Here is a 26,209-nt window from a genome sequence, read left to right as displayed (position 1 = left end):
CGCTTTCTCATTCGAGCCTTATCAATCGGTGAGAGCCGCCCATGGGGCGGCCCTCCTGTTTGCTCTATCGATTGTTCAATTGCGATCGTACGAGCCGCAATCCCTTTTCGCTGATGCGATAGGGATGGCCGTCGGTGGATTTGATGGCCTTGAGCCGTTTCAGCCGCCGGAAAAGGTCGAGGCCGAAATCGGGGTAGATCCAGCCGTCCCGCGTGAAGCAGTAGGCTGTCTCGATCTTCTTGTTGTCGCTGCGTTCGATTTCGATGCGCCCGCCCTGGGCGAGCAGGTGCAGGATGCGCTGTTCGGCGCGGGAAATGTCCATTGTTGTCAGAATCCGTATAGCGCCAAAAGGCGCACAAAAACGATCCGAAGCTTCCCTTGGGGGAAGTCGGGGCTTCGTTTTTCAGGCCCGGCACGCAAGAAGACTTGCGGGCGGGGCCTTTACCGGCACTGACAAAAGTTAGACATAAAAACTCCGTTGATGCACCTCTCTAAAACAGGTTGCGATCCACAGTCAAGCTTCAACCCTGTGGGCATTTTTGCATGCCAGTCCGCCGGTGAATCTCGCCGCTGGCAAAAGCCTTGCGCCGGTGCTTTACTGCTTGCAAATGGCGGGGGCCCGATGATCCACATTCGCAATGCCCATGAAGGTGAAACTGCGGTATTGGCGAGCATTGGCTTGCGCTCCTGGCAAAGGGCGATGGGCGCGATCGGTGGCACGGGCGAGCTGCTGGAAAGTGCAAGCGAAGCCTTTACCAATTTCACCCGCAATCTCTGGCTGACGATCACGGTCATCGAGCTGAACGGCGAGGCTGTGGGATGGGCGGCGCGCGAGGCGCTGGACGAAGCGATTTCCGATTTCTGGATCGATCCGGATTTCGTCAGACGCGGCCTCGGCTCGGCGCTTCTGGCGCGGATCGAAGCGGATGTGCGCGGGCAGGGGCTGGAGAAGGTTTCGCTGCAGAGCCATGCGGGCAATACCGATGCCATCGCCTTCTTCAGGGCGCGCGGCTATGAGATCCGCTGGCTGTCAATCGTCTATTCCCCCAAGCTCGACAGCGATGTTCCCACAGTCGGGCTTTCGAAATCGCTGGTCGATGAAAGCGATGGTGTCTATGGCCCGGGCATATAGCACGCAGCCGATGCCGAAAGCCTTGCGCCGCCTCGCCAATTGCTCTACCTCACCAAAGCAGAAAACAGCATTATACAAGAGCTTCCCATGACCATTGTCGACGTCCGTACGCCAGATCCGAAACGCCTCATTCCCGGTGCCACGGGTGATTGGGAAGTCGTTATCGGGATGGAAGTCCACGCCCAGGTACTGAGCAAGTCCAAGCTCTTCTCCGGCGCCTCGACGGCGTTCGGCAATCCTCAGAATTCCAACGTGTCGCTCGTCGATGCAGCCATGCCCGGCATGCTGCCTGTCATCAACGAAGAATGCGTGAAACAAGCCGTGCGCACCGGTCTCGGCCTGAAGGCCAAGATCAATAAGCGCTCGATCTTCGACCGCAAGAACTATTTCTATCCCGACCTGCCGCAGGGCTATCAGATCTCGCAGTTCAAGGATCCGATCGTCGGCGAGGGCAAGATCGTCATCTCGCTCGGTCCGGACCGTCAGGGCCAGTTCGAGGATATCGAGATCGGCATCGAGCGCCTGCATCTGGAACAGGATGCCGGCAAGTCGATGCACGACCAGCACGCCACCATGTCCTATGTCGATCTGAACCGCTCCGGCGTCGCGCTGATGGAAATCGTCTCCAAGCCGGATATCCGCTCCGCCGACGAGGCGAAGGCCTATATGACGAAGCTGCGCTCGATCGTGCGCTATCTCGGCACCTGCGACGGCAATATGGACGAAGGCTCCATGCGCGCCGACGTCAACGTTTCCGTTCGCCGTCCCGGCGGCGAATTCGGCACGCGCTGCGAAATCAAGAACGTCAACTCCATCCGCTTCATTGGTCAGGCGATCGAATATGAAGCACGCCGCCAGATCGGCATTTTGGAAGACGGCGGTACGATCGATCAGGAAACCCGCCTGTTCGATCCGAACAAGGGCGAGACGCGGTCTCTGCGCACGAAGGAAGATGCGCATGATTACCGCTATTTCCCCGATCCGGATCTGCTGCCGCTTGAGTTCGACGATGCCTTCGTCGCGGAGCTTGCCGAGCATCTGCCTGAGCTGCCCGACGATAAGAAGGAGCGTTTCGTCCGCGAACTCGGCCTCTCGGTCTACGACGCCTCCGTGCTCGTCTCGGAAAAGGCGATTGCCGATTATTTCGAAGCAGTTGCCGCCGGCCGCGATGGCAAGATGGCGGCAAACTGGGTCATCAACGACTTGCTGGGCGCTCTGAACAGAACCGGCAAAGACATTGAAGAGACTCCGGTTTCGCCCGCCCAGCTCGGCGCGATCATCGACCTCATCAAGGCGGAAACCATCTCCGGCAAGATCGCCAAGGATCTGTTCGAAATCGTGCTCACCGAGGGCGGCGATCCCGCGGAGATTGTCGAGGCGCGCGGCATGAAGCAGGTCACCGACACCGGCGCGATCGAAAAGGCTGTCGACGAGATCATCGCCGCCAACCCGGATCAGGTTGCCAAGGTTAAGGCCAAGCCGACCCTTGCCGGCTGGTTCGTCGGCCAGGTGATGAAGTCGACCGGCGGCAAGGCCAACCCGCAGGCGGTGCAGGCGCTGGTCAAGGCCAAGCTCGGCATCGAAGAGGAATAAGCGGTGTTCTTCGTCCGCACCGCCAGCGAGCAGGACCTGGAAAAGGTCCGCGCTCTGCTCGGCGAAACCTGGCATGCGACCTATGACCGGATCTACGGGCCGGAAAAGGTCGGCGAGCTGCACGCCTCCTGGCATTCGCTTGCCTCGCTGAAGGCGCGGTTGGCGAATAAGAATTCCGAATTCCTGGTGGCCGACGACGGCAAGACGATCGGCGGCATGGGCTATGCCGCCATGTCCAAAGAGATGACGAAAACCGTCATGCTTCACATGCTCTATGTCAGTCCGGAGCATCAGCGCGAGGGTATCGGCCGCGATATTTTCGCTGAGCTGGAGACCTGCTTCCCGGATGCGGAGATCATGCGCCTTGAGGTCGATCCGCAGAACGCGCCTGCGATCGCCTTTTACCAGGCCCACGGCTTTGTCGAGGTTGGCCGCACGGAAAACTGCGGCAATGGGCAGTCGGGCATTCCGGCGCTGATATTCGAGAAGCCGCTGGCGGGCCACTGAAAGAATAGGCGAGATCATTCATGGAAGCCGGCCGCCTGCTAATCCGCGAAGCGAAAGAGTCCGACCTTCATGCCCTGATCGCGCTCTTCGCCGCCGACACCATGGGCGGTCATGGCGATACCGCCGAGCCTTCGGCCTATGACGACTATGCCAATGCTTTTCGCGTGATTGCCGCATCGTCGAACCAGACGCTTTACGCCGCTGAGTTTGCCGGCGAGGTCGTCGGCACCTTTCAGACAATTGTCGTCACCTCGCTGCACGGTCGGGGATCGTCCGTGATGATCATCGAGTCCGTCCAGACGCGTGGCGACATGCGCGGGCAGGGGATCGGGGCGGCGATGATCAACTTCTGCATCGAGGAGGCGAAACGCCGCGGCATGCGGATGGTACAGCTGACCTCGAATGCGGCTCGCAAGGATGCACATCGCTTCTATGAAAGACTCGGTTTCAAGCCGACACATCTGGGCTTCAAGATGACATTGAAATGAAGCCGTTTGCCTGCTGGAATCACTGGACAAGCAGGATCAGGGGCGGCATAAGCAAACTATCGAATTCTGGTATCGCTCGCCCCTCAGCGAGTATCGAGGAAAAGACATGTGGAATTTCATCGTACAGACCTTCACCTGGTGGAACAGTCAGACCATGGGGACGCGCTTCGCGACTTGGCGGTTTGGCAAGCGTGTCGGCGAGGATGAGTTCGGGAATGTCTATTACGAAGGCGGCACGTCCTCTTACGGCCTTCCAAAGCGCTGGGTGATCTACAAGGGCTATGCCGAAGCCTCCGCCATTCCTCCGGGCTGGCACGGCTGGATGCATCACCGCACCGACGTTCCGCCGACCAAGGAAAACTATGTCGCCAAGGACTGGCAGAAGGAGCATCGCGCCAATCCCACAGGCTCGCCGCAGGCTTACCGCCCGCCGGGCTCTCTCGCCGTTGCCGGCGAGCGTCCGCGCGTGACCGGCGACTACGACGCCTGGACCCCGGGCAACTGAGCGCGACAGCCGGCTCGTCCTTTGGCCACAATTGGGCTTTAGGCGCGACATATGCCGGCGCGAGCTCGGCGCCTTGACCGAGACCAAGCGGAGACTGGCGGATATGATGTTTTTCACGCGGAGCGCTTCTTTGCGTGCGGTGGCTGCAGCGGGAATCACCCTCTTCGCCGGCATCATGGCAGCCCCTACTGCCGAGGCTGCCCGCATATCAAATCCAGTTGCGGTCTTCTCCGGCCTCGACAAGATCACCGGCCGCATCACCACCTTCGACGTTTATGTCAACGAAACCGTGCAGTTCGGTGCATTGCAAGTGACGCCGCGCGCCTGCTATTCACGAGACGATACCGAGCAACAGAAGGTGGACGGTTTCGTCGAGGTGGACGAGATCACTCTCGATCGCCGTATCCGCCGCATCTTCACCGGCTGGATGTTCGCCGACAGCCCCGGCCTCAACGCCGTCGAGCATCCGATCTATGACGTCTGGCTGAAAGAGTGCAAGCAGAAGTCCGACGTTCCGGCGCCGGATACTGCCGGCGCGAAGTAGTCGGTTTCGAGACATTCACAGCAGGATTATGTAGCCCGCAGAAGCCTTTCTCCTGCGGGCATAGTTTCATTCTCGCTCGGTATTTGCCGCCGCTTCACCTATCGCCAGACGATCGGCCACCTCCGACAAGTCGAGTACGATCCGCACGCCGTCTTTGATCTTGTGCCGCAACAAGTCGTTGCGGTCCGGATAGGCTTTCAATTTGCCTCCATCCCGAAAGCCCTGAAGCCGCGAGCGCGAGATTGCCAACTCCGATGCAAGCAGCCGATCAAGGCGCAGGTTTGTCGGGAATTGAGCTGATATCCCGATATCAAGCAAAGTCCAGCCGCTTGCCACACCTATAGCCTCTTTCAGGATGGAGACATCGGGCGGCTCCTCAATACGTTTGGCTTTCCGCCTCAGCCCGTCGAGATCGAATTCCTGCGCGCGTACCCAGTCCGGATCGCTGCGCTGCAGTGCATCGAGCGTGGAAGGGGCGAGGTCGTGAACGGTCCGGCGCTCGAAAAGCGTTCGGTTCCATGTCTTGTCGCAATCGATGCACTTATAGACAAGCCAGGCATCGAGCCGCTTGCCATTGGCGTTGAGCCTGATCTTGCCGCTCGATCTGAAGGGTTTTGGAGATCCGCAGCCGCTGCAGGCGATCCATGGTTGAGGCGATGTTTTAGGCGTAAGGGTCCAACGGACCTGAAGAATATTGCACATACCGTCTTGGTCTTCCGTCTGGAAGTCCACCAAGCTGGCGGTGAGACAAGCCCGTCAGGGCGCGGTATGGCGATATTGCGGGACGGCTGAAGAGCTGAGACAGCGGTGGCTGTATTAGGCGCGTTTTGACAATGCCAAACCGGTCTCAGGCCATCACCCGATGGACATGAATATGCGTCGGACGGCATGGAACCGTCCCGATGCACTGGGTGATTTGGATGAGACCGGTATTTACGACGGCAAAGTGGAACCTCTATGCACCAACGCTCTTCGCTTGCAGGGATAGCAGGCCACAATCAGGATTTGAAGTGGTAAAAAACTTCAGGCGTGGATTGCTTCAGGCGTCACCATTTCCTTTGCGGCGGAACAGACTCAGGATCTTGCGGCCGGCCGCCACGACACCCGCCAGCACTACGATGAGGCCCTTCTTCAATGCCAGAAGGGCGACGCCAAAACTTTTGAAGAAGCCGAGAACGACTGCAAGCAGGCCAAGCTTTGCCGCAACCTTTACGCCCGCACCGGCGGCGATCATGCCCGCCATACTATAGGCGGCGATCTTGTCGCCATTGGTGAAATCGGCATAGCGCTTGCCGCTATCATATTGCACGGTGTTGATGACGTTGGGGATAGCGGCGTTGATTTCCTGCAGCTGATCCAGTCCGGCGACGAAATCGAGCTCGGTGACGCCTTCGCGTCCCAGCACGCGCACGGAATAGTTCAGCGTGTGACCGGCATTGGGATCCTTGCCGAAAATCAGATCGCGCGCCCAGTGGAGGGCATGGGTCGCCTTATCGTAATGTGGCGGTTCTGCCCAGCCGACCAGTGTGATCGGGTCGAAGCCCTGCTGTTCACGTTCGGGATTCGCTTCCTTGATCGCGTCCTGGATCTTCTTCAAAAGATCGTCGTAATCGGTCGATGCTGCATCCTCATCGGAGACATAGCCGCTGCCGTCATAGTCGATGACGGAACCCCAGGAATGTGGGTCGGTCGGCGGATATTTGGCTGGGAAGATCATGCCGAGCGGATTACCCACCGAACTTTCCGGATTGCCCCAGAGCTCAACCAGCACCTTCTTCGAATCCTGCGGATTGAGATAGTAGAACTGGTCAGAGACAGTCAGTGTGGCATTGGCGGTGGGGATCTTGATCGCGCCCTGCTGGAAATCCAGCGTTTTAAGCACGGCGCCTTCGTCGCCTACCGGCGGCTCGACTCCGAACATGTCGTGGAATGATTTGGCGTTGGTCTGCGTCGCGATGGTCAGCGCGGCGAGAAATGCAATTGCAATATGATTCTTCACGATTCTACCCTCGGCTGTTGTGCCGAACTTAGGGCAATCCGTTTCGTAATCAATTCATTTCCGGCCGATTTCCACCATCGGAGAAGCTGAGATTGGGCGATTCCATCGCTTTCTCCAGCATCTTGGCATAGGCATCCTTAGGCACGTCGATGGCGCCGAATGTCTTCAGGTGCTCGGTGGTGAATTGCGTGTCGAGTAGGGTGAAGCCGCGTTCGCGCAGGCGCTCCACCAGATAGACGAGACAGATCTTGGAGGCGTCCGTGCGACGGGAAAACATGCTTTCGCCAAAGAAGGCGGATCCCAGCGAAACGCCATAGAGCCCGCCAACCAGCCGGTCGCCGTCCCAGGCCTCCACGGAATGGGCGTGGCCGATATGATGCAGGGTGGCATAAAGCGTGCGGATCGTGTCGTTGATCCAGGTGCTGGGGCGATCGCTCGTCTCTTCAGCGCAGGCGGCGATGACCGCTTCGAAATCCGTGTCGAAGCGAATATCGAAGGGATGTTGACGGGTCTTCTTGGCGAGGCTCTTGGAGACGTGAAACGTATCCAGAGGGATGATGCCTCGCAATTCCGGCTCGACCCAGAAGATCTCCGGATCGTCTGCCGATTCAGCCATCGGAAAAAGCCCGATGGAATAGGCGCGCAGCAAAATCTCCGGGGTAATGCCGGGACGTTTGCCGCGCGCTCCGGGCACAGGCTAGGCCGATGTTTTTGCCAGGTAGTTTTCCAGCCAATGGATATCGTAATCGCCGTTGGCGATATCCTGATTGGAAACCAGATCCTGGAAGAGCGGCAGGGTGGTCTTGATGCCGTCCACAACGAATTCGTCAAGCGCACGGCGCAGGCGCATCATGCATTCGACGCGGGTGCGCCCGTGCACGATGAGTTTGCCGATCAGACTGTCGTAGTAGGGAGGGATCCTGTAGCCCTGATAGGCACCGGAATCGATCCGAACGCCAAGGCCGCCGGGCGCATGGAAATGCGTGATCGTGCCGGGCGAGGGGACGAAGGTGCGGGCATCTTCGGCATTGATACGGCATTCGATGGCATGGCCTTGGAAATGCACCTCGTCCTGCGTGACCGAAAGACCGCCGCCGGAAGCGACGCGAATCTGCTCGTGCACGAGGTCGATGCCGGTGATGGCTTCCGTGACCGGATGCTCCACTTGCAGACGGGTGTTCATTTCGATGAAGTAGAACTCGCCGTTCTCATAGAGGAATTCGATGGTGCCGGCGCCGCGATACTTCAGCTTCTTCATCGCGTCGGCGCAGATCTGGCCGATCTTCATGCGCTGCTCGACGTTGAGGGCTGGGGAGTTGGCCTCTTCCCAGACCTTCTGGTGGCGGCGCTGCAGCGAGCAGTCACGTTCGCCGAGATGGATCGCATTGCCTTCGCCGTCACCGAAAACCTGGATTTCGATGTGGCGCGGCTTGCCGAGGTACTTTTCCATATAGACGGATTCGTTGCCGAAGGCGGCTGCCGCTTCCGTGCGTGCCGTCGACCAGGCCTCGATCAGGTCTTCTTCCGTGCGGGCGACCTTCATGCCGCGGCCGCCGCCGCCGGCAGTTGCCTTGATGAGCACCGGATAGCCGATCTCGCGCGCTGTCTTCAGCGCATCCGCCTCGGTCTTCACTTCGCCATCGGAACCGGGAACGACCGGAATGCCGAGCTGCTGCGCCGTGGTCTTGGCGGTGATCTTGTCGCCCATGATGCGGATATGTTCCGCCGTCGGACCGATGAAGGTAATGCCGTGCGCCTCGAGAATATCGGCGAACTTGGCATTTTCCGACAGGAACCCATAGCCGGGATGCACGGCGTCCGCGCCGGTGATCTCGCAGGCGGCGACGATCTGATGGATATTGAGATAGCTTTCGCGCGACGGCGGTGGGCCGATGCAAACGCTCTCATCCGCAAGCCGTACATGCATGGCATCGGCATCGGCCGTGGAGTGCACCGCAACGCTCGCAATGCCGAGCTCCTTGCAGGCGCGCAGCACGCGCAGAGCGATCTCTCCGCGATTGGCTATGAGAATCTTCGAAATCATGGGCATCGGGCCGACCTTACTCGATGACGACCAGGGCTTCGCCGTACTCGACCGGACGGCCGTCCTGAACGAGAATTTCAGTCACCGTGCCGGATTTCGGAGCGGGGATCTGGTTCATCGTCTTCATTGCTTCGATGATCAGCAGCGTCTGACCTTCCTTGACGGATGCGCCGACCTGGATGAAGGCAGCCGAGCCCGGAGCCGGCGCCAGATAGGCTGTGCCGACCATCGGCGCGCTGACGACATTGTCGGGGTTGCGGGTCTTGCCGGCGGGAGCGGCGGCGGCCGGCGCTGCTGCCGCGGCAGCAGGAGCGGCGTAAGCGGCCGGGGCGGCAATCGGCGCCTGAACATACTGCGTCGTGCCGGCGCGCGACACGCGGATGCGCAAATCTTCCTGCTCGACTTCGATCTCGGTGAGATCCGTGTCGTTGAGAATATTGGCGAGATCGCGAATCAGCGCCTGGTCGATACCCGATTTCTTTTCAGCCATTGGATTTCTTGCCCTGTATTTTTGTTATTGGGTGATGGATTTCAGCGCTTGAAGCGCCAGGATGTAGCTATGAGGTCCGAAACCGCAGATCATGCCCTTTGCTGCGGGCGCGATCATCGATTTGTGCCGGAATTCTTCGCGTGCGTGGATATTGGAGATATGTACCTCCACGACGGGAATGGAAATGGCGCGGATCGCGTCATGCAGCGCGATGGACGTATGACCGTAGGCACCGGGATTGATCGCGACACCGGCGGCCTTGTCGCCGGCTTCGTGCATCCAGTCGACCAGCACGCCTTCGTGATTGCTCTGGCGGAAATCGACGATGAAGCCCAGGCTTTCACCTGCGACCTTGCAGTCGGCTTCGATATCCTTGAGCGTCTTGCCGCCATAGATGCCCGGCTCGCGCTTGCCGAGAGCATTCAAATTGGGTCCGTTCAGGACGAAAATAGTTTGCGCCATTAGAGGTTCCGTCAAAGTGCAGCGCAACCTATAGACTCCCAAGGCTCTGTAGGAAAGCCCTGGCACGAAGGTTGCGTGCCTCTAGGTGTGGAAACGCCGCGATTTTGGCATTTTTGCGCCATGCTGTGTCGCGGCGCCGTTCCGAAGCTCGTAAAAAAGCGAATAGGCCACTTGCTTACCCGCTTTTGAGAGTGGGCTTTTGCGCCGTTCAGCAGCTCGTCTTGCCGCAGCTGCGAACGTTGGCAATCTTTTCCTTGATAGCATCGAGGCCGATTGCGCCCGAAACCATCTCGTTGCCGATGACATAGGCCGGCGTGCCCGTCACGTTGAGATCGGAGGCAAGCTGATAGGTCGCCTTGATCATGTCAGTGTTCGGCGCTTTTGCCATTTCGGCGCGGATGGCCGCTTCGCTGACACCGAGCGAGGTGGCGACATCGATGGCGGTGTCTTCGGAGGCGCGGCCGTCGCTGCCCAGCAGCTTGTGATGGAACTCGGCATATTTTTCCGGCGCGAGCAGGCGGAACGCGCTGGAGACCCGGGAAGCGGCAACTGAATCCTGACCGAGGATCGGGAATTCCTTCAGCACGAAACGAACATTTTTGTCCTGCTGCAGAAGCTTGTCCATATCGCCAAGCGCATGGCGGCAATAGGTGCAATTATAGTCGAAGAACTCGACGACGGTGATATCGCCCTTCGGATTGCCGATGGCCACGTCATCCTTGGAGTTGAAGATCGCATCCTTGTTCTGGGTGATCACCTGGGCCGACTGCGCAATGCGGGCTTCATCCTGTTTCTTTTCAAGCGCGGCCTGTGCATCCAGCAGTACCTCCGGGTGCTCGACGAGATATTCCTTGATGAAATCCCCGATTTCCTTCTTCTGCTGGTCGTCCAGCGCGGCGGCCGGCTGGATCGTGGCGAAGGACGCTGTCAGGGCAATCGCCGAAACCGTCAGCAGGCTTTTGAGAGAAAAGATCATGGGGTCCTCGTTTGGATCTGGGCGGAGACGTCATTCTCGGATGCGCAATAACATCGTCGGGTTAACATCCGCAAATAAGCATCGACAATTTACGGTGCGTCCTTACTTCCAGAAACAGGAATTTTCACGACAAAGCCGCAATCGCAGGATTGTGAACGCGCCGATATTGCGGCAAATGTCGCTTGCCAATCCGATCCGAGAGAGAATTGACCTTGTTTTCCCTATCCAAGCGCAGCGATGTTGAACCCTTTCATGCCATGGATGTGCTGGCGGAAGCGACACGGCGTCGCCAGGCAGGGCATTCCGTCATTTCCATGGCGGTTGGACAGCCCTCGCATCCCGCGCCCCAAGCGGCGTTGGAGGCGGCGCGCGTAGCTCTTGGCCATGGCCGGATCGGTTATACGGACGCGCTCGGTACTCTGGCCCTGCGGCAGGCGCTTTCCGCCCATTACCAGGTACGCCACGACCTCAGCATCGATCCGAAGCGCATTGCGATCACGACCGGATCGTCGGCGGGCTTTAATCTTGCCTTTCTGACTCTGTTCGATGCCGGCGATAGCGTTGCCATCGCACGGCCGGGCTATCCGGCCTATCGCAATATCCTCGCCGCACTCGGTCTCGATGTCGTCGAGGTGCCGGTCACAGAGGAGACGGAGTTTACGTTAACGCCCGAGAGCCTCGAGGCAGTGCAGGCGGCAAGCGGCAAGCGCCTGAAGGGCGTGCTGCTAGCAAGCCCCGCCAATCCCACAGGCACGGTGACGGGCAGGGCGGCCTTGAAGGCGCTGGCTGATTATTGCGCGGATCGTTCCATCGCCTTCATCTCCGACGAGATCTACCACGGGCTGACTTTCGTCGGTGAGGAGACGAGTGCGCTGGAGCTGACGGACGAGGCGATTGTCATCAATTCCTTCTCGAAATATTACTGCATGACCGGCTGGCGTATTGGCTGGATGGTCTTACCGGAACGGCTCGTTCGTCCCGTCGAGCGCGTGGCCCAGAGCCTTTACATTTCCGCGCCGGAACTGTCGCAGATTGCCGCCGAAGCGGCACTCGACGCAGGCGCGGAACTGGATGTCTATCGCGAGAGCTACGGCCGCAACCGCGATTTCCTCACGCGTCGGCTGCCGGAAATCGGCTTCCGTATTGCCTCGCCGATGGATGGCGCTTTCTACGCCTATGTCGATGTCAGCGGCTTCACGAACGACAGCATGGTCTTTGCGCAAAAGATGCTGGCCGAAATCAACGTCGCCGCCACGCCCGGCCTCGATTTCGATCCTGTGGAAGGACATCGCGCGATGCGTTTCTCCTATGCCGGCTCGAATGCCGAGATCGAGGAAGCCATCGAACGTATGGCCGCTTGGCTGAAATAGAATCTACAATCAATGGTTTGCGCGAGCTTGCGGAAGCATTTTCGCAAGCGTGGAACCGCTGCGCTTTGGCTTCTTATGCAGCGTGAATGACGAATAAATCGCGCAACGGAAACGAAAAATCCGGCCGCGTTGCCACAGCCGGATTTTAAGTTCATCACGAATTGATCTTCTTAGAAGAAGCCGCGGCGTTGCCACCAGCCAGCTTTCTTCGGCTTGGTCGGCTCTCCGTCGCTCTCGCTACCTTCGTTAGCGCGGGTGGATTTCACCACCGGAGCAGAGGAGGAAACGTTGGATTCGCGGTTGGCGCGGGCCGGTTTGGCTGCATCCTCAGACGCTTCGGGTGTCGCCGTGTCTGCCGAATTGTCCAAAACTTCGGCGATCTCGGCAACTGCCTCGATTTCGACATCCGCTGTGGGCGCTTCCTCGACAGCGGGCGTTTCGACCGGCGATGCCTCGACAGCCTTCGCCTTGCGGCGACCGCGGCCCTTGGCGGGCTTGACGTCTTCGGTAACGACGGCTGCCGTTTCAACCGCTGCCATGGCGGGCTGCGCCTCGACGGCGGCTTCGCCTTCGGCAACCGCGATCTCGGCCACCGTTACGGTTGCGTCGTCGCCGTCTTCTGCATCGTTCTCATCAACTTCGCCGGAACCGGCTTCCTCGCCTGCTGCAGTCTGTTCGTTGCCTTCGTTTTCACGATTGCGTCGGCCACCACGCTTGCCGCGACGACGGCGCTTGCGCTTCTGCTGTGTGTCATCGTCACTGCCGGTGGATGCGGTGTTTTCCGCACCAACATCAGCTTCGTCGTCGTCACCTTCTTCGCCGTCCGCATCCTCAGCGACACTGGCCGCTGAGCCTGCCTCGGAAGCCGGAGCGGCTTGGGTATCGTTGCCACGGCCGCGGCGCCGGCGGCGACGCTTGCGCTTGCGGTTGCCGTCATTGCCTTCGGAGCGAGCCGATGGCTGCTGCTCGGTGCTCGCAGCCTTTTCTTCCAGCTCTTCGTCTTCCTCCTCGTCCGTTTCGATGACGATATCGTCGTCATCGTCGTCCGGGATGGCTGCGAAGTTGAACAGGCTTTCGATCTTCACCGGATTGGCGACCGGCTCACCGCGGTCGATCGCGAAATGCTGTGTGCCGACGGCATTGTCGGCATCGATGACGATCGCGACGCCGAAGCGGCTTTCATAGTCGATGATCGTCTGCCGCTTGTGGTTGAGCAGATAGAGCGCAATGTCCGGCGTCGTGCGCACGGTGATGTCGTGCGTCGTGTTCTTGAGCAGATATTCCTCGATGCCGCGCAGGACATGCAGGGCAACGGAAGACTGCGAGCGCACGTGACCGGTGCCGCCGCAATGCGAGCAGATCTGCGTCGTGCTTTCCAGAACCGAGGCGCGGATGCGCTGGCGCGACATTTCCAGAAGACCGAAATGCGAGATGCGGCCGACCTGAATGCGGGCACGGTCGTTCTTCAGGCATTCCTTCAGCTTCTTCTCGACCGCGCGGTTGTTGCGCTTCTCTTCCATGTCGATGAAGTCGATGACGATCAGGCCAGCAAGGTCGCGCAGGCGTAGTTGGCGCGCGATTTCCTCGGCGGCTTCCAGGTTCGTCTGGAGCGCGGTGTCCTCGATCGAATGTTCCCTGGTCGAACGGCCGGAGTTGACGTCGATCGAGACCAGCGCCTCCGTCTGGTTCATGATTAGGTAGCCACCGGAACGCAGCGTCACCTGCGGCTGCAGCATGCGGTCTAGCTGCGCCTCGATGCCGGAGCGTGAGAAGATCGGATGGATGTCGCGATAGGGCTGAACCACCTTGGCGTGGCTCGGCATCAGCATCTTCATGAAGTCCTTTGCTTCACGATAGCCTTCTTCGCCGGCAACGATGATCTCGCCGATATCCTTGTTGTAGAGGTCGCGGATCGAGCGCTTGATCAGGCTGCCTTCTTCGTAGACGAGGCATGGCGCGGTCGAAGCCAGCGTCAGCGTGCGGACGTTTTCCCAAAGGCGCATCAGATATTCGAAATCGCGCTTGACCTCGACCTTGGTGCGGTTGGCACCGGCGGTACGCAGGATGACGCCCATGCCCTGCGGCACTTCGAGCATCTTGGCGATTTCCTTCAGGCGCTTGCGGTCCTGCGGATTGGTGATCTTGCGGGAGATACCGCCGCCGCGTGCCGTGTTCGGCATAAGAACCGAATAACGGCCTGCGAGCGAGAGATAGGTGGTCAGCGCCGCACCCTTGTTGCCGCGCTCTTCCTTGGCCACCTGCACCAGCAGGATCTGGCGGCGCTTGATGACTTCCTGGATGCGGTATTGCTTGCGCGGCTTGCGCTGGGCGCGATCGGGAACCTCTTCCATCGCGTCTTCGGCGCCGACGGATTCGATCACTTCCTCTTCGTGGTCATGATCGTCATCATCATCGTCGTCATCGTGGCGGCGCTTGGAGGTCGTGACGTCTTCTGAGATCGAATCGGTTTCGACCATTGCAGCCATTTCGCCGGACGGTCCTTCCTCTTCCTCGCTCGGCGCATCGACGGCAGCCGTAGCTTCGGGAGTTGGCGTCTCTTCGGCGGGCGCGTCCGCTACTGCCTTCTTGCGGCTGCGGCGCGGCTTTGCCTTCTTGGCCGGAGCTGCTTCTTCGGCGGCCGCGGCTGCCTCTGCGGCAGGGGCCTCTTCGCCGATCGCAGCCGGCACCTCGGCTTCTTCGCCTTCCTTCGCCACGATGCCGATATCGGGCTGTTCCTGCTGCGAAAGATCGAGCGCTGTCTCGACATGCTCGACATCATCGTCGCGGCGATGCTCCTCGGCCTCGGCCTTCAGCAGCGCCTGACGATCGGCGAGCGGGATCTGGTAGTAATCGGGATGGATTTCGGCAAAGGCCAGAAAGCCGTGTCGGTTGCCGCCGTAGTCAACGAAGGCGGCCTGAAGCGAAGGTTCTACCCGCGTTACTTTTGCAAGATAGATGTTGCCGCGAATTTGCTTCTTGTGCTGTGACTCGAAGTCAAACTCTTCTATGCGGTTCCCGCGAACGACAACGACGCGCGTCTCTTCCTCGTGAGACGCATCGATAAGCATTTTGTCTGCCATGAAAGCTGTGCTCCTCGGCGCAGACAACCGGATGGGGGCCTGCCTGTCGCTGGGACAGGCCGGATATGATCCGCAATTGTTGCACCGGATAATGAAAGTCGCGATTGGTTCGGCGATGACAGCATCCAGACGGCAGCCGGGGCGTCAGTTCCCTGGGGTCTGTTGACTTTCTGAAAAAGCTGCTGCGGTAACATCCGTAACCAAGCGAGATCGACTATGCCTTAGACCCAAATGGGTCCGATGAATGTGCTCTCTAAAGAGCGTTTGGTGGCTCTCCACCGATGAATTTCCCGTTTGAAGCCGGAAATTCAGATATCCACTGTTTTGAGCAGAAGTACTGCAGACGGCGGATGAATGCCGCTTATTGGCGCCTGGTACTCGAGGCGGCTGCCTTTGCGACGACTCTATCCCGTCAACACTTCTACCCTAATATGCGTTGTATGTTTTATCTGTCACAATAGCAAGGGAAAAGCCAAGTATGCCATAATATTGATGGATTCGTCGGATGATGAGGACGCGGGAGGGTGTCTGGTCGATTCGTCTCCCGGCGCATCATCGATGCGGCCATCAGGTCAAACCTGGTTCCCGTTATTGGGACTTCAAAAACAACGGCGAAACCAATATGGGGCGCGTTGGTCACTTGGTAAAGGGATTGCGGCATGTGGCGGAGAGTGGCGTGAGGGCTTTGCGATTTGCGGCAGCGGCCTTCGCTCTGGTGATTCTGGGTTCGGTTTCGACATTTGCGCCCGCCGCGGCGGCGGATGATTCCGTGCTCGCCTATGGTGCCCGCATTGCCGGTGATGATGCCCGCACACGTATCGTCATCGACATGGACCGCGCTCCCACCTTCACGGTTCATTATCTTGACAATCCCGTTCGCATCGTCGTCGATCTTCCGGCGACCGCATTCGGCTTTCCGACCGCCAATCTCAAGCCGACCGGCCTCTTCAAGGATATTCGCTACGGCACGATGGATGCGGACAGCGCCCGCATCGTGCTGACGGCAAAGAAACCGGTAAAGCTGGTCACGGCCAGGGTTCAGGCCGATGAAAGCGGCAAGGGGCAGCGCCTCGTGCTGGATGCCGAGATGCTGCCGGCGGAACAATTCGCCGAACTGGTGAAGAAGCAGAACTGGACGAGCGACGATACCGCCAAGGATGTCGGCCCGGTCGAGCCGGCGCAGAAGGCCGATCCGAATGTGTTCCTCGTTGCAGTCGATGCCGGTCATGGTGGTATCGACGCGGGCGCAACCGGTACGGACGGCGTCACGCAGGAAAAGGATATCACGCTCGCATTTGCGAAAATGTTTGCTGACAAGCTGAATGCGCAGCCTGGGATCAAGGCCTTCCTGACGCGCGACAAGGATCAGTATCTATCCCTGTCCGAACGCGTGACGATCGCCCGCCAGAATCGCGCCTCGCTCTTCATCTCGCTGCATGCCGATACGCTGAAGCAGAAGGATATTCGCGGTGCGACCGTCTATACCATCTCGGACAAGGCGTCGGACCGGCTCGCCAGCGAAGTGGCCGATCGTGAAAACAATTCCGATCAGATCGCCGGCGCCGAGGCTCAGACGCAGCCGGCCGCCGTCAACGACATTCTGATGGATCTGACGCGCCGCGAGACCCAAGCCTTCTCCATTTCGCTGGCGCAGGACGTATTGTCCTCGTTCAACGGTCAGATCGCCATGATCAACAATCCGCATCGCCATGCGGGTTTCCAGGTCCTCACGGCGCCGGACGTGCCCTCGATCCTGCTTGAACTCGGCTTTCTCTCCAACAAGGAGGACGAAAAGCTGTTGCTCGATGCCGACTGGCGGCAAAAGGTCGCCGACCGACTGACGGAAGCGGTGAAGCAGTATCGCGTATCGATTATCGCAAATGGCGGCTGACGGCTCCGAAGGGGCGATCCGCCGTGGCTTCCATGTAACAGCGATGTACTTTAGAACTGGATGAAATTGGAATGCTGGCGTCGGGCCCTATTTTGCTCACATTCCCGCCGTTACAGCGAAGTATCGTTTGCTCGCGTATGAAGCACGGCTTTGTCCCATTGCCGTCTTGCATTCCCGCCGCGAGCGTGCAAAACGCCCGTGATTATGCGATGATCTCGCGCACGTGCAGCATGAAGAACAAGCACCGGTAGTATCAGATGATCAGACTGATTGGATATTTCTTTGGCCTGGGCTGCCTCCTGTTTCTGGGTGCTGCGGCTGCGGCGGCCATCTATCTGAGCGTGGTCTCGAAGGAACTGCCCGATTATGAGGTGCTTGCCAAATACGCGCCGCCGGTAACGACCCGCATTCACGCCGGCAACGGCGCGCTGATGAAGGAATATTCGCGCGAGAACCGGCTTTTCGTGCCGATCCAGGCCATTCCCGATCGCGTCAAGGCCGCCTTCCTTTCTGCCGAAGACAAGAATTTCTACAACCATCCCGGTGTCGATGTCGGCGGCCTTATCCGCGCCGTGGCCGTGAACTTGCAGAATATTGGGTCCGGCCGCCGCTTCGTCGGTGCGTCCACCATCACGCAGCAGGTCGCCAAGAACTTCCTGCTGTCCGCCGACCAGACGTTTGACCGTAAGATCAAGGAAGCGATTCTCTCCTTCCGCATCGAGCAGGCCTACAGCAAGGACAAGATCCTCGAGCTCTACCTGAACGAGATCTATTTCGGCCTGAACTCCTACGGTATCGCTGGTGCCGCGCTCACCTATTTCGACAAATCGGTCAACGAGCTGACCATCGCTGAATCGGCCTATCTGGCCTCGCTTCCGAAAGGCCCGTCAAACTACAATCCGTTCCGCCGTGCCGAAGCAGCGCTCACCCGCCGCAACTGGGTGATCGATCGCATGGTCGAGAACGGCTATGTCAGCCAGAGCGACGGCGAAGAAGCGAAGAAGCAGCCGCTCGGCGTCGTGCCACCAAAGAGCGGCCCTTCGCTGTTTGCATCCGACTATTTTGCCGAAGAGGTTCGCCGCCAGCTCATCGACCAATATGGCGAAAAGACCCTATACGAAGGTGGCCTTTCCGTTCGCACATCCCTCGACCCGCAGATGCAGCTCGAAGCCCGCAAGGCGCTGCAGGATGGTCTGGTCGATTATGACGAGCGCCGCGGCTATCGCGGCCCAATCAAGCAGATTGCCACTTCGCAGGATTGGGGTGCCGAGCTCGCCAAGGTTCCAAGCCTGAGCGATGTGCCGGAATGGCAGGTCGCCGTCGTTCTTTCCGTATCGGATCAGGGTGTCGATATCGGACTGCAGCCGCGCGTCGATGCCGCAGGCAAGGTATCGACGGAGCGGACGCGCGGTACGATCGCTCCCGCCGACATGCGCTGGGCCTATCGCTCGGCCGGCGGCAAATCGGTCAAATCGCCAAGCGGCGTTTTGAGCCCCGGCGACGTGATTTACGTGCAGAAGAGCGGCAATGCCGATTCGAGCAGCTATCGCCTGCGTCAGCCGCCGAAGGTGCAGGGCGGTCTTGTTGCCATGGACCCGCATACCGGCCGCGTGCTCGCCATGGTCGGCGGCTTCTCCTATGCGCAATCAGAATTCAATCGCGCCACGCAGGCTAAGCGCCAGCCGGGTTCGTCCTTCAAGCCCTTCGTCTACGCGGCCGCCATGGATAACGGCTATACGCCGGCCTCCGTCATTCTGGACGATCCGCTGCAGATCACGCTCAGCAATGGCGATGTCTGGAAGCCGACGAATTACGAAGGCGAGGGCGGTGGCGTCCATACGCTTCGTTTCGCGATCGAACATTCGCGCAACCTGATGACGGTGCGTCTCGCTTCCGACATGGGCATGCCGCTGGTTGCCGAATATGCCGAGCGCTTCGGCATCTACGATCATATGAACCCGGTACTGGCCATGTCGCTCGGCGCCGGCGAAACGACGGTGCTGCGCATGGTTTCGGCCTATTCGGTCATCGCCAACGGCGGAAAGCAGATCAAGCCGACGCTCATCGACCGTATTCAGGACCGCTACGGCAAGACCATCTTCAGGCATGAGGAGCGCGTCTGCGACAATTGCAACGTCAGCGCCTGGCAGAATCAGGACGAGCCGGTCATCGCCGACAATCGCGAACAGGTGCTCGATCCGATGACGGCCTATCAGGTCACGTCGATGATGCAAGGCGTCATCATCCGTGGTACGGCGGCCGGCAAGATCAAGCTCAACACTGACGTCGCCGGCAAGACCGGCACCACCAACGATGAGAAGGATGCCTGGTTCGTCGGCTACACGCCGAGCCTCGTCGCCGGCCTTTATATCGGCTACGATACGCCGGCCACGCTCGGCCGCGGCGGCACGGGCGGCGCGCTTGCCGCTCCGATCTTCAACGAATTCATGCAGGCCGCCACGAAGGATGAGGCGCCGGAGAAGTTCCAGGTTCCGGCCGGCATGACGATGGTTGCGGTCAACCGCGCGACCGGCATGGCCGCGCAGCCCGGCGAGCCGAATGCCATCATGGAAGCCTTCAAGCCCGGCACCGGCCCAGCCACCAGCCTGCAGGTCATTGGCGGCGGCGATGCGGCGGCTCAGGTGGCGCCCGAGGAAATCCTCAGGACCTCGCCGCAGGCGAACCAGGCGGTCACCTCCGGATCCGGCGGTCTCTTCTGATCCGATCCTATTTGTCTGATCGACATGCCGCGGGGCTTTACAGCAGCGGCATGTATATCTATGTCACCAGCACTCTTTGAATTGGATGACCGCTTGTCTTGAGCGGTGAACTGAAGAAGTGGGATTATGCGAGCCGAAATCGAGAAAGTAGTTGATGAAACCAAGCAGGCTATCACCCTGCTGAGGAGGCATCTTTGACTGGGACCAGGCGATAAGACGACTGGACTGGTTGAATAATAAGTCAGAGGATCCGACCCTCTGGAACGATGCTGCCGAGGCGCAGAAGCTGATGCGCGAGCGCCAGCAGCTTGACGATGGCATCAGCGGCGTGCGCGCGCTGGAACAGCAGCTTGCCGACAATGTCGAGCTGATCGAGCTTGGCGAAGAAGAAGGTGACGCTGATGTCGTTCGTGAGGCTGAAGAAGCGCTCAAGGGCTTGAAGGCGGAGGCCGCACGCCGGCAGGTGGAAGCCATGCTTTCGGGCGAGGCCGACGGCAACGATACCTACCTCGAAGTCCACTCCGGCGCCGGCGGCACCGAGAGCCAGGACTGGGCGAACATGCTTCTGCGCATGTACACCCGCTGGGCCGAGCGCCAGCGCTTTAAGGTGGAGCTGCTGGAAGTCCATGACGGCGAAGAAGCCGGCATCAAGTCCGCAACTCTGCTCGTCAAGGGCCACAATGCTTATGGCTGGCTGAAGACCGAATCGGGCGTGCATCGTCTCGTGCGCATTTCGCCCTACGATAGCAACGCGCGCCGCCACACGTCGTTCTCGTCGATCTGGGTCTACCCGGTCGTCGACGATTCGATCCAGATCGAGATCAACGAAAGCGATTGCCGTATCGATACCTATCGCTCGTCAGGCGCCGGCGGCCAGCACGTCAACACGACCGATTCGGCCGTCCGCATCACGCATATCCCGACGGGGATCGTCGTGCAGTGCCAGCAGGAGCGTTCGCAGCACAAGAACCGCGCCAAGGCGTGGGACATGCTGCGCGCCCGTATGTACGAGGCCGAATTAATGAAGCGGGAAGAGGCCGCCAATGCCGAAGCCGCCTCCAAGACGGACATTGGCTGGGGTCACCAGATCCGCTCCTATGTCCTGCAGCCTTACCAGTTGGTGAAGGATTTGCGCACCGGCGTTTCCAGCACGGCGCCGAGCGACGTTCTGGACGGTGATCTCAACGAGTTCATGGAAGCAGCCCTTGCGCATCGCATCAGCGGTGCTGCCGATGCCGTCATCGACGACGTCGAATAAGGTCGCATTCGTTCACGCATGAAAAAAGCCCCGTCTCCGGGGCTTTTTTCATGTTGCGTCCTGCCTGGCTGCCTCTGCCCTCCTGGGCTTGGCGCAGATGTCTCGCTCAGTCCGAGAATTGTTCCGCCAGGATCCTATCCGACCAAGACCTGTCCGGATCGGACAGAATGCGGGCCGTCGTATCTTCGCTCTGGCGGATCTGAATGCCGAGGACCGACTTGACTTCGGTATTGTCAGCGGCGGCGTTGACCGGACGCTTCTCCGCTTCGAGCACGGTGATGTCGACCGTCACCTTGTTCGGAAGCAGCGCGCCGCGCCAGCGGCGGGGACGGAAAGCGCTGACGGGCGTCATGGCAAGCAGCGGCGCTTCCAGCGGCAAGATGGGGCCGTGCGCGGAAAGATTGTAAGCGGTGGAGCCAGCCGGCGTCGTCACCATCAGCCCGTCGCAGATCAGTTCCGGCAGGCGGACCCGCCCGTCGATCTCCACCTTCAGCTTTGCCGTCTGATAGGACTGACGAAACAGTGAGACTTCATTGATGGCGAGCGCGACACAGGAGCTGCCATCTGCATTGCGCGTCGTCATCTGCAGGGGGTGAAATGCGTTTTCGACAGCTGCTTCGATGCGCTCGGCCAAGCCATCCGTGCGGTAGTCGTTCATCAGGAAGCCGATGGAGCCGCGATTCATGCCATAGACGCGTTTGCCGGTGTTCATCGTCTTATGCAGCGTCTGCAGCATGAAGCCATCGCCGCCGAGAGCCACGACAATATCCGCATTTTCCTGCGGTGCCTGGCCGTAGAGGCGAATAAGCTCCTCCTGCGCCGCTTGGGCCTCTGGCGCGGTGGAGGCGAGAAAACAAACGGATTGAAGATTGCGCGGCATGCAATGTCCTCTGAATAGCGATTCTTCGTAATGTTATTCCCCTGCCGCGACAAGACGTTTCGCTCGAACTGGTGAATCGGTCGATCCCCAGCTTTAACGTGGATCGGCCGATTTTCCCTTTACAGGATTTCAAAGTCTGTTATTTGGCATGCCCATACGCCCTTGTAGCTCAGTTGGTAGAGCACCTGATTTGTAATCAGGGGGTCGCGGGTTCGAACCCTGCCGGGGGCACCATTTTTTCCTGAATATCGTCGATCGTTTCATCTCCGGTATGGAAAACCGGCGGCAACGACATAATATCTCTTTGCTAACGGGCTCCGAACGCTCGTCACAGTCATCCATCCCATATTCGTGTGCCTGGAACCATATGCCGAGCAAGCCCAAGAAGCCTAAACTCGAACACTCCGAGCTTTCGGGTGAATTCACCGACGATGGCGTGACTGTCCTGGTCGATATCTTTCGCCCGGCCGGCACCAATGCCGACTGGCGGATGGAGGTCATCACGCCGGAGGAAGACCTGATCGAATGGGAAGAGCCCTTCGCGACCGACCGCGAGGCATTCGACGAGTTCCTGGCGACGATTGCGCGCGACGGCATCCGGTCGTTCTTCGACGAAGCGGACCCTATGGTTCACTGAACCTACCGATGGGTCCTGGCGAGCGCATCAAATCGTCCCCCGGTTCTTCATGCATCCATTCGCCTGCCTGCTCGGGATTGTAGACGCATTTACAACGTCGGAAATCGGCATACACTTCATCCATCTGTGGTGGGGAGGATACGTTCATGCGCGAGATATCGCGGCATGTCGTCTTGGGATTGCCGCTTGTCATGATCACGGCGTTCACAGGCGCATCAGCGTTGGCTGGCGAAAACTGCTACTGTAAAAATGCGGATGGAAAGCAGCATGCGGTCGGCGAGGTCGCCTGTATGACCGTCGGGGGGCGGAGCTACCTTGCGCAATGCGAGATGAACCTCAATGTCACCTCCTGGGCGAAGCTGCAGGATGGCTGCCCCGTTACCGAGAGGGTGCTTTGGCGCCAATCGGCCTGGCACCCGGCGCCGATGATCGTACGATGAGCATTACGCGCTTGATTTGGCGCTCGCGGTGAGCGTGCTTAGATATGCTTCAGCCGGCTTATTTGCGGACCAGCAGCAGCGGCTCGCCTTCCTCTTCCTCGGACTTCTGGAAACTGCCGTCGGGCTTCATATCAAAAGAGAGCGAGGAGCCATCGCTGCCCAGCATGACAAGTCCGAACCCTTCTGTCGCCCAAAGGGAAAGCTTGAGGTCGCCGACTTCGCCGGCGCAGTTGCCGCTCGATGACATCTTGGCGGTGCCGTCCTGATCCTTTTCGGTGGTGAGCGTGATATCGCAGACGGGCTTGCCGTCCGGCGTCTGGATGCGCCAGGCGCCGGCAAGGCTTTCGGTGGTCGGCACGTGATCGACATCGCCGAGCGCCGGCAGCAGCCACGTCCGATCGCCGCCTTCGCTTTCCCATGGCGAGCCTTCCTCCTGCTGGAAGCGCATGAGAGGCTTGCCCCCACCATCCGCGATCGCCAGCGACCCGTCATCGGTGAAATTCCAGATCTTGGCTGCGGCGAGCGCGGGAAGTGGCGTCGCGCAGGCGTCCGCCCCCGTAACCTCGTAGCCGCCAGACACGGTATTCGTGCCGAAGGTAAGGCGGCAGCCCTTGGCGCCGTTTTCCGGCGCAACCAGCCAGACGCCGGCTTGCGCCTGGATCATTTCGTCATCGGCGGCGCGTGCCGGCTGGATCATTGTCAAGGCAAGGGCGGCGGCAATCGCCGCAGGACCAAGAAGACGGATCAAAGCAAATTCTCCCAACGTGCTGCGGCCGCCAAAGGCGCCACTATGATTTGAGATAGGACCGCGTCGCATATAGCGCGATCGCGGCTGCATTCGAGACATTCAGCGACTTGATGGCGCCTGGCATATCGAGCCGAGCGAGCGCATTCACCGTTTCCCGCGTTTTCTGGCGCAGGCCCTTGCCCTCGGAGCCGAGCACGAGGGCGATCTTGTCGCCGCTAAAGGTGCCTTCCAGCGGAGCCGGACCTTCCGAATCGAGCCCGATGGTCGTGAAGCCGAGACGATGCAGTTCTTCGAGCGCATCGGCGAGATTGGTGATCTGTATATAAGGTATGAGCTCGAGCGCGCCCGAGGCCGATTTTGCCATTACGCCTGATTCGGTCGGGCTGTGGCGCTGCGTGGTAATGACCGCACCCGCATCGAAAGCGACGGCCGAACGCATGATGGCGCCGACATTGTGCGGGTCCGTCACCTGATCGAGAACGAGCAGCAGCGGACTGTCTTTCAATGCCTCGAGGCGGCGCACGGGCAGGGGGCGCGTTTCCAGCATGACGCCCTGATGGATCGCCTCCGGACCAAGCACCTTGTCGATATCCTGCGGCGAGACGATCTCGACCGGGATGCCGAGCTGCTCGGCCGGGCCGACTTCCAGCCGTACCAGCGCATTCTGGGTGGCCGACAGCTTGACGTTCTTGCGCTGTGGGTTGGTCAGCGCCGCGCGAACCGTATGCAGGCCATAGAGAAAGACCTGGTCGGGCGCGAGCGCCGGCGGCTTCCAATCGTCAGCGCCGGCCTTCTTGCGCTTCTGTGGCGTCGGCGTCGGGATTTCGCCACGCTCGCGCTTGGCATCGCGATGCGCGCGGCGCAGCGTTGCATAATGAGTGTCCTTGGCCGAGCGGTCGCCGGCGGTGCTGTCTTGGCCCTGACGGCCGGATGATTTGTCTTTGCTCATGCGGCTTTATAACCAGCGCCTTCCTGAGCGCCTAGCCTCTTTCAGTGCCGGGCTTTTCCCACAGGCTGAAATTTTTTCGTCATTTTTGGCAATTCCTTGTGTTGACAGACGGAAATCGTCCGGTCATATACGCGGCGCAGATGACGGCGGCGACGCCAACGTCTAGCAAGCCTGGTCGCAAGATCCAGTCGGAAAACTGGAGGGATGCCCGAGTGGTTAAAGGGGACGGACTGTAAATCCGTTGGCTCAGCCTACGTTGGTTCAAATCCAACTCCCTCCACCATTCCGAGCCGGATCTTGACCATCCCGCGGGTATAGCTCAATGGTAGAGCAGCAGCCTTCCAAGCTGAATACGCGGGTTCGATTCCCGCTACCCGCTCCAAGATTTTTAAATCGTTGCTTGCTGATTGTCTCCCCTCGTGGTTGAGCGATCCTGTTGTTTGCCTCCCGGTTACCCCTCGTGCAAATGCGCCTTTCATTTCCATACTCGCTCTGGTGCAGTCTTTGCATATTTGACATGAAGGGTTGCTTATATTCGCGCGAGCGATACATATTGCTCGGGCAACCGAAACGGGAGAGCGCAAATGGGTATCTTCGACAAGATCAAGGGTGCGATCTGGGGGCAGGCGAAGGCTGCCGAGGCAGCTCCGGCGCCGACGACGACAGCCGCAACGGACAATCCGGCGCCCGCGCCGACGCCGGTTCCTTCAGCGACGACGGCAGCAACCTCGCCTGCGACCAGCGCGCCGTCTGCGCCGGTGGATATCGCTTCGATCCTCGATGCTGCTGTCAAGAAAAGTGGCCAGAAGCTGGACTGGAAGCATTCGATCGTCGACCTCATGAAAGCGCTCGGCATGGATGCGAGCCTTTCCGAGCGCAAGGAACTGGCGCAAGAGCTTGGCTATGCCGGCGATACGGGCGATTCCGCCAAGATGAACATGTTCCTCCACAAGGCTCTTCTGAAGAAGCTTGCGGATAATGGCGGCAAGGTGCCGGCCGATCTTCTCGATTGATTGTCTTTCGTCCGGTGGTTGGCAATGCGGCCGCCGCCGGGATGGTGTGCCAAATCAACCATGATTGCGTCCGATAGTTGCGCGCTCCCGCCGATGGGCGAGGGCGCGTTTTGCTGTGCAGTGGCCAGATCTCCGAGGCTCTAAGGCGGAACATCTGGAATTCCTCCTCAGCGTTCCTATCTAAGCGCTTGAACCGGCAAATGCTTTTACATCTTTCCGGATCGGCCGGCGAACCTTGCGCGGCGAAGGAATGCCGAGCGTTGCGGATCATCCGCCATCGGCCGGACTTTGCCGGGAATAGGGCCTGCAATTAAGTCTTGCGCAAACGCAACGAAAGCCTTAAACGGCGGCACTAAACCGGTTCGCCGGGGTCACTCATTACGTTCACAGGAAGCATTCAAATGGCAAAGAGTAAGTTTGAGCGCAATAAGCCGCACGTTAACATCGGGACGATCGGTCACGTTGACCACGGCAAGACGTCGC

Annotated in this window: 25 protein-coding genes, 3 tRNA genes and 1 pseudogene; 17 read left to right on the top strand and 12 right to left on the bottom strand. The window is 59.6% G+C overall.

The annotated features are described in order from the left end of the window. Positions 1 to 64: 64 nt before the first annotated feature. Positions 65 to 322 carry a YjhX family toxin gene (locus AC13QY_RS24960; RefSeq protein ID WP_113328947.1) on the bottom strand — a complete coding sequence of 86 codons (258 nt, stop codon included), beginning with the start codon at positions 320 to 322 and terminating at the stop codon, positions 65 to 67. Between the two features lie 300 nt (positions 323 to 622). On the opposite strand from AC13QY_RS24960, the gene AC13QY_RS24955 reads away from it, so the two are divergent. The 6 genes from AC13QY_RS24955 to AC13QY_RS24930 all read left to right on the top strand — a co-directional run bounded on the left by AC13QY_RS24955 (position 623) and on the right by AC13QY_RS24930 (position 4,769). After that, on the top strand, positions 623 to 1,132 hold the full coding sequence (locus tag AC13QY_RS24955) for a GNAT family N-acetyltransferase (protein WP_488494125.1): 510 nt from the start codon (positions 623 to 625) through the stop codon (positions 1,130 to 1,132). Positions 1,133 to 1,219: 87 nt separating this feature from the next. Further along, positions 1,220 to 2,725, top strand: coding sequence for an Asp-tRNA(Asn)/Glu-tRNA(Gln) amidotransferase subunit GatB (gatB, locus tag AC13QY_RS24950; protein WP_488494124.1), 1,506 nt, complete (start codon positions 1,220 to 1,222; stop codon positions 2,723 to 2,725). A 3-nt stretch (positions 2,726 to 2,728) separates the two neighbouring features. After that, complete coding sequence (locus AC13QY_RS24945) at positions 2,729 to 3,232, top strand: GNAT family N-acetyltransferase (protein ID WP_113351548.1); 504 nt, start codon at positions 2,729 to 2,731, stop codon at positions 3,230 to 3,232. Positions 3,233 to 3,252: 20 nt separating this feature from the next. Next, a complete protein-coding gene (locus tag AC13QY_RS24940; protein WP_152094279.1) occupies positions 3,253 to 3,720 on the top strand; it encodes a GNAT family N-acetyltransferase in 468 nt (155 codons plus the stop codon). Positions 3,721 to 3,826: 106 nt separating this feature from the next. Then, a complete protein-coding gene (locus AC13QY_RS24935) occupies positions 3,827 to 4,225 on the top strand; it encodes an NADH:ubiquinone oxidoreductase subunit NDUFA12 (protein WP_113328942.1) in 399 nt (132 codons plus the stop codon). A 103-nt stretch (positions 4,226 to 4,328) separates the two neighbouring features. Further along, a complete protein-coding gene (locus AC13QY_RS24930) occupies positions 4,329 to 4,769 on the top strand; it encodes a DUF2155 domain-containing protein (RefSeq protein ID WP_069614929.1) in 441 nt (146 codons plus the stop codon). Between the two features lie 66 nt (positions 4,770 to 4,835). On the opposite strand, the gene AC13QY_RS24925 is transcribed toward AC13QY_RS24930, so the two are convergent. From AC13QY_RS24925 to AC13QY_RS24895, 7 genes are all read right to left on the bottom strand, one after another. Beyond that, positions 4,836 to 5,471, bottom strand: coding sequence for a DUF1062 domain-containing protein (locus AC13QY_RS24925; RefSeq protein WP_488494123.1), 636 nt, complete (start codon positions 5,469 to 5,471; stop codon positions 4,836 to 4,838). A gap of 337 nt (positions 5,472 to 5,808) precedes the next feature. Further along, the gene (locus tag AC13QY_RS24920; RefSeq protein ID WP_113328940.1) at positions 5,809 to 6,768 is read right to left on the bottom strand and encodes a DUF2167 domain-containing protein; all 960 of its coding nucleotides are present in this window, start codon (positions 6,766 to 6,768) and stop codon (positions 5,809 to 5,811) included. A gap of 49 nt (positions 6,769 to 6,817) precedes the next feature. Beyond that, positions 6,818 to 7,462, bottom strand: a complete 645-nt coding sequence (gene aat / locus AC13QY_RS24915; RefSeq protein ID WP_488494122.1) for a leucyl/phenylalanyl-tRNA--protein transferase — start codon at positions 7,460 to 7,462, stop codon at positions 6,818 to 6,820. A gap of 3 nt (positions 7,463 to 7,465) precedes the next feature. Next, positions 7,466 to 8,818, bottom strand: coding sequence for an acetyl-CoA carboxylase biotin carboxylase subunit (gene accC, locus AC13QY_RS24910; protein WP_173002541.1), 1,353 nt, complete (start codon positions 8,816 to 8,818; stop codon positions 7,466 to 7,468). Between the two features lie 10 nt (positions 8,819 to 8,828). Continuing rightward, positions 8,829 to 9,302: an acetyl-CoA carboxylase biotin carboxyl carrier protein gene (accB, locus tag AC13QY_RS24905; protein ID WP_069614925.1), complete on the bottom strand. Its 474-nt coding sequence runs from the start codon at positions 9,300 to 9,302 to the stop codon at positions 8,829 to 8,831. Between the two features lie 24 nt (positions 9,303 to 9,326). Further along, on the bottom strand, positions 9,327 to 9,764 hold the full coding sequence (aroQ, locus tag AC13QY_RS24900; protein WP_113328938.1) for a type II 3-dehydroquinate dehydratase: 438 nt from the start codon (positions 9,762 to 9,764) through the stop codon (positions 9,327 to 9,329). A 208-nt stretch (positions 9,765 to 9,972) separates the two neighbouring features. Next, positions 9,973 to 10,740, bottom strand: a complete 768-nt coding sequence (locus AC13QY_RS24895) for a DsbA family protein (RefSeq protein ID WP_113351543.1) — start codon at positions 10,738 to 10,740, stop codon at positions 9,973 to 9,975. 212 nt (positions 10,741 to 10,952) lie between these two features. Here AC13QY_RS24895 and AC13QY_RS24890 point away from each other — a divergent pair, with 212 nt between their 5' ends. Next, positions 10,953 to 12,110, top strand: a complete 1,158-nt coding sequence (locus tag AC13QY_RS24890) for a pyridoxal phosphate-dependent aminotransferase (RefSeq protein WP_113351591.1) — start codon at positions 10,953 to 10,955, stop codon at positions 12,108 to 12,110. Between the two features lie 170 nt (positions 12,111 to 12,280). On the opposite strand, the gene AC13QY_RS24885 is transcribed toward AC13QY_RS24890, so the two are convergent. Then, entirely contained in the window at positions 12,281 to 15,190 is a 2,910-nt protein-coding gene (locus AC13QY_RS24885; protein WP_113351542.1) for a ribonuclease E/G, read from the bottom strand. A gap of 640 nt (positions 15,191 to 15,830) precedes the next feature. Between AC13QY_RS24885 and AC13QY_RS24880 the strand changes: the two genes are divergently transcribed. The 3 genes from AC13QY_RS24880 to prfB all read left to right on the top strand — a co-directional run bounded on the left by AC13QY_RS24880 (position 15,831) and on the right by prfB (position 21,059). Further along, on the top strand, positions 15,831 to 17,081 hold the full coding sequence (locus tag AC13QY_RS24880) for an N-acetylmuramoyl-L-alanine amidase (protein ID WP_442966438.1): 1,251 nt from the start codon (positions 15,831 to 15,833) through the stop codon (positions 17,079 to 17,081). A 257-nt stretch (positions 17,082 to 17,338) separates the two neighbouring features. Beyond that, positions 17,339 to 19,801, top strand: coding sequence for a penicillin-binding protein 1A (locus tag AC13QY_RS24875; protein WP_113328935.1), 2,463 nt, complete (start codon positions 17,339 to 17,341; stop codon positions 19,799 to 19,801). A gap of 126 nt (positions 19,802 to 19,927) precedes the next feature. After that, a protein-coding gene (gene prfB, locus AC13QY_RS24870) for a peptide chain release factor 2 (RefSeq protein ID WP_112723143.1) occupies positions 19,928 to 21,059 on the top strand; the annotation gives its coding sequence in 2 pieces (ribosomal slippage) (positions 19,928 to 19,996 and positions 19,998 to 21,059; 1,131 coding nt in all). A gap of 106 nt (positions 21,060 to 21,165) precedes the next feature. Here the strand turns inward: prfB and AC13QY_RS24865 are convergent. Beyond that, positions 21,166 to 21,939, bottom strand: coding sequence for an NAD kinase (locus tag AC13QY_RS24865; protein WP_113351540.1), 774 nt, complete (start codon positions 21,937 to 21,939; stop codon positions 21,166 to 21,168). Positions 21,940 to 22,097: 158 nt separating this feature from the next. Between AC13QY_RS24865 and AC13QY_RS24860 the strand changes: the two genes are divergently transcribed. The 3 genes from AC13QY_RS24860 to AC13QY_RS24850 all read left to right on the top strand — a co-directional run bounded on the left by AC13QY_RS24860 (position 22,098) and on the right by AC13QY_RS24850 (position 23,016). Further along, positions 22,098 to 22,173 (top strand) — tRNA-Thr (locus AC13QY_RS24860). A 133-nt stretch (positions 22,174 to 22,306) separates the two neighbouring features. Then, positions 22,307 to 22,576, top strand: a complete 270-nt coding sequence (locus AC13QY_RS24855; protein WP_069614918.1) for a hypothetical protein — start codon at positions 22,307 to 22,309, stop codon at positions 22,574 to 22,576. A 146-nt stretch (positions 22,577 to 22,722) separates the two neighbouring features. Further along, entirely contained in the window at positions 22,723 to 23,016 is a 294-nt protein-coding gene (locus AC13QY_RS24850; protein WP_152094270.1) for a hypothetical protein, read from the top strand. 58 nt (positions 23,017 to 23,074) lie between these two features. Here AC13QY_RS24850 and AC13QY_RS24845 read toward each other — a convergent pair whose 3' ends face one another. Both AC13QY_RS24845 and rlmB read right to left on the bottom strand, forming a co-directional pair. Further along, positions 23,075 to 23,764 (bottom strand): AprI/Inh family metalloprotease inhibitor, encoded by a 690-nt coding sequence (locus AC13QY_RS24845; protein WP_152094269.1) that lies wholly within the window; start codon positions 23,762 to 23,764, stop codon positions 23,075 to 23,077. A 40-nt stretch (positions 23,765 to 23,804) separates the two neighbouring features. Continuing rightward, positions 23,805 to 24,713 (bottom strand): 23S rRNA (guanosine(2251)-2'-O)-methyltransferase RlmB, encoded by a 909-nt coding sequence (gene rlmB / locus AC13QY_RS24840; RefSeq protein WP_152094268.1) that lies wholly within the window; start codon positions 24,711 to 24,713, stop codon positions 23,805 to 23,807. Between the two features lie 198 nt (positions 24,714 to 24,911). Between rlmB and AC13QY_RS24835 the strand changes: the two genes are divergently transcribed. From AC13QY_RS24835 to AC13QY_RS24820, 4 genes and pseudogenes are all read left to right on the top strand, one after another. Beyond that, positions 24,912 to 24,996 (top strand) — tRNA-Tyr (locus AC13QY_RS24835). Between the two features lie 25 nt (positions 24,997 to 25,021). Next, positions 25,022 to 25,095 (top strand) — tRNA-Gly (locus tag AC13QY_RS24830). Positions 25,096 to 25,297: 202 nt separating this feature from the next. After that, positions 25,298 to 25,726 carry a DUF3597 domain-containing protein gene (locus AC13QY_RS24825; protein ID WP_488494121.1) on the top strand — a complete coding sequence of 143 codons (429 nt, stop codon included), beginning with the start codon at positions 25,298 to 25,300 and terminating at the stop codon, positions 25,724 to 25,726. 401 nt (positions 25,727 to 26,127) lie between these two features. Next, positions 26,128 to 26,209: pseudogene (locus tag AC13QY_RS24820) on the top strand (GTP-binding protein); the annotation flags it as partial.

It is taken from the genome of Martinezella sp. CNPSo 3795, assembly GCF_057784475.1.
This window is presented reverse-complemented; position numbering and strand designations above follow the sequence as displayed.

Coding starts and splice junctions, on each gene's coding strand:
- AC13QY_RS24925 (WP_488494123.1), bottom strand. CDS start 5,471: ATGTGCAATATTCTTCAGGTCCGTTGGACCCTTACGCCTAAAACATCG.
- AC13QY_RS24865 (WP_113351540.1), bottom strand. CDS start 21,939: ATGCCGCGCAATCTTCAATCCGTTTGTTTTCTCGCCTCCACCGCGCCA.
- AC13QY_RS24855 (WP_069614918.1), top strand. CDS start 22,307: ATGCCGAGCAAGCCCAAGAAGCCTAAACTCGAACACTCCGAGCTTTCG.
- AC13QY_RS24935 (WP_113328942.1), top strand. CDS start 3,827: ATGTGGAATTTCATCGTACAGACCTTCACCTGGTGGAACAGTCAGACC.
- AC13QY_RS24955 (WP_488494125.1), top strand. CDS start 623: ATGATCCACATTCGCAATGCCCATGAAGGTGAAACTGCGGTATTGGCG.
- gatB (WP_488494124.1), top strand. CDS start 1,220: ATGACCATTGTCGACGTCCGTACGCCAGATCCGAAACGCCTCATTCCC.
- accB (WP_069614925.1), bottom strand. CDS start 9,302: ATGGCTGAAAAGAAATCGGGTATCGACCAGGCGCTGATTCGCGATCTC.
- AC13QY_RS24960 (WP_113328947.1), bottom strand. CDS start 322: ATGGACATTTCCCGCGCCGAACAGCGCATCCTGCACCTGCTCGCCCAG.
- AC13QY_RS24930 (WP_069614929.1), top strand. CDS start 4,329: ATGATGTTTTTCACGCGGAGCGCTTCTTTGCGTGCGGTGGCTGCAGCG.
- AC13QY_RS24875 (WP_113328935.1), top strand. CDS start 17,339: ATGATCAGACTGATTGGATATTTCTTTGGCCTGGGCTGCCTCCTGTTT.
- rlmB (WP_152094268.1), bottom strand. CDS start 24,713: ATGAGCAAAGACAAATCATCCGGCCGTCAGGGCCAAGACAGCACCGCC.
- AC13QY_RS24850 (WP_152094270.1), top strand. CDS start 22,723: ATGCGCGAGATATCGCGGCATGTCGTCTTGGGATTGCCGCTTGTCATG.
- accC (WP_173002541.1), bottom strand. CDS start 8,818: ATGCCCATGATTTCGAAGATTCTCATAGCCAATCGCGGAGAGATCGCT.
- aroQ (WP_113328938.1), bottom strand. CDS start 9,764: ATGGCGCAAACTATTTTCGTCCTGAACGGACCCAATTTGAATGCTCTC.
- AC13QY_RS24885 (WP_113351542.1), bottom strand. CDS start 15,190: ATGGCAGACAAAATGCTTATCGATGCGTCTCACGAGGAAGAGACGCGC.
- AC13QY_RS24895 (WP_113351543.1), bottom strand. CDS start 10,740: ATGATCTTTTCTCTCAAAAGCCTGCTGACGGTTTCGGCGATTGCCCTG.
- AC13QY_RS24940 (WP_152094279.1), top strand. CDS start 3,253: ATGGAAGCCGGCCGCCTGCTAATCCGCGAAGCGAAAGAGTCCGACCTT.
- AC13QY_RS24825 (WP_488494121.1), top strand. CDS start 25,298: ATGGGTATCTTCGACAAGATCAAGGGTGCGATCTGGGGGCAGGCGAAG.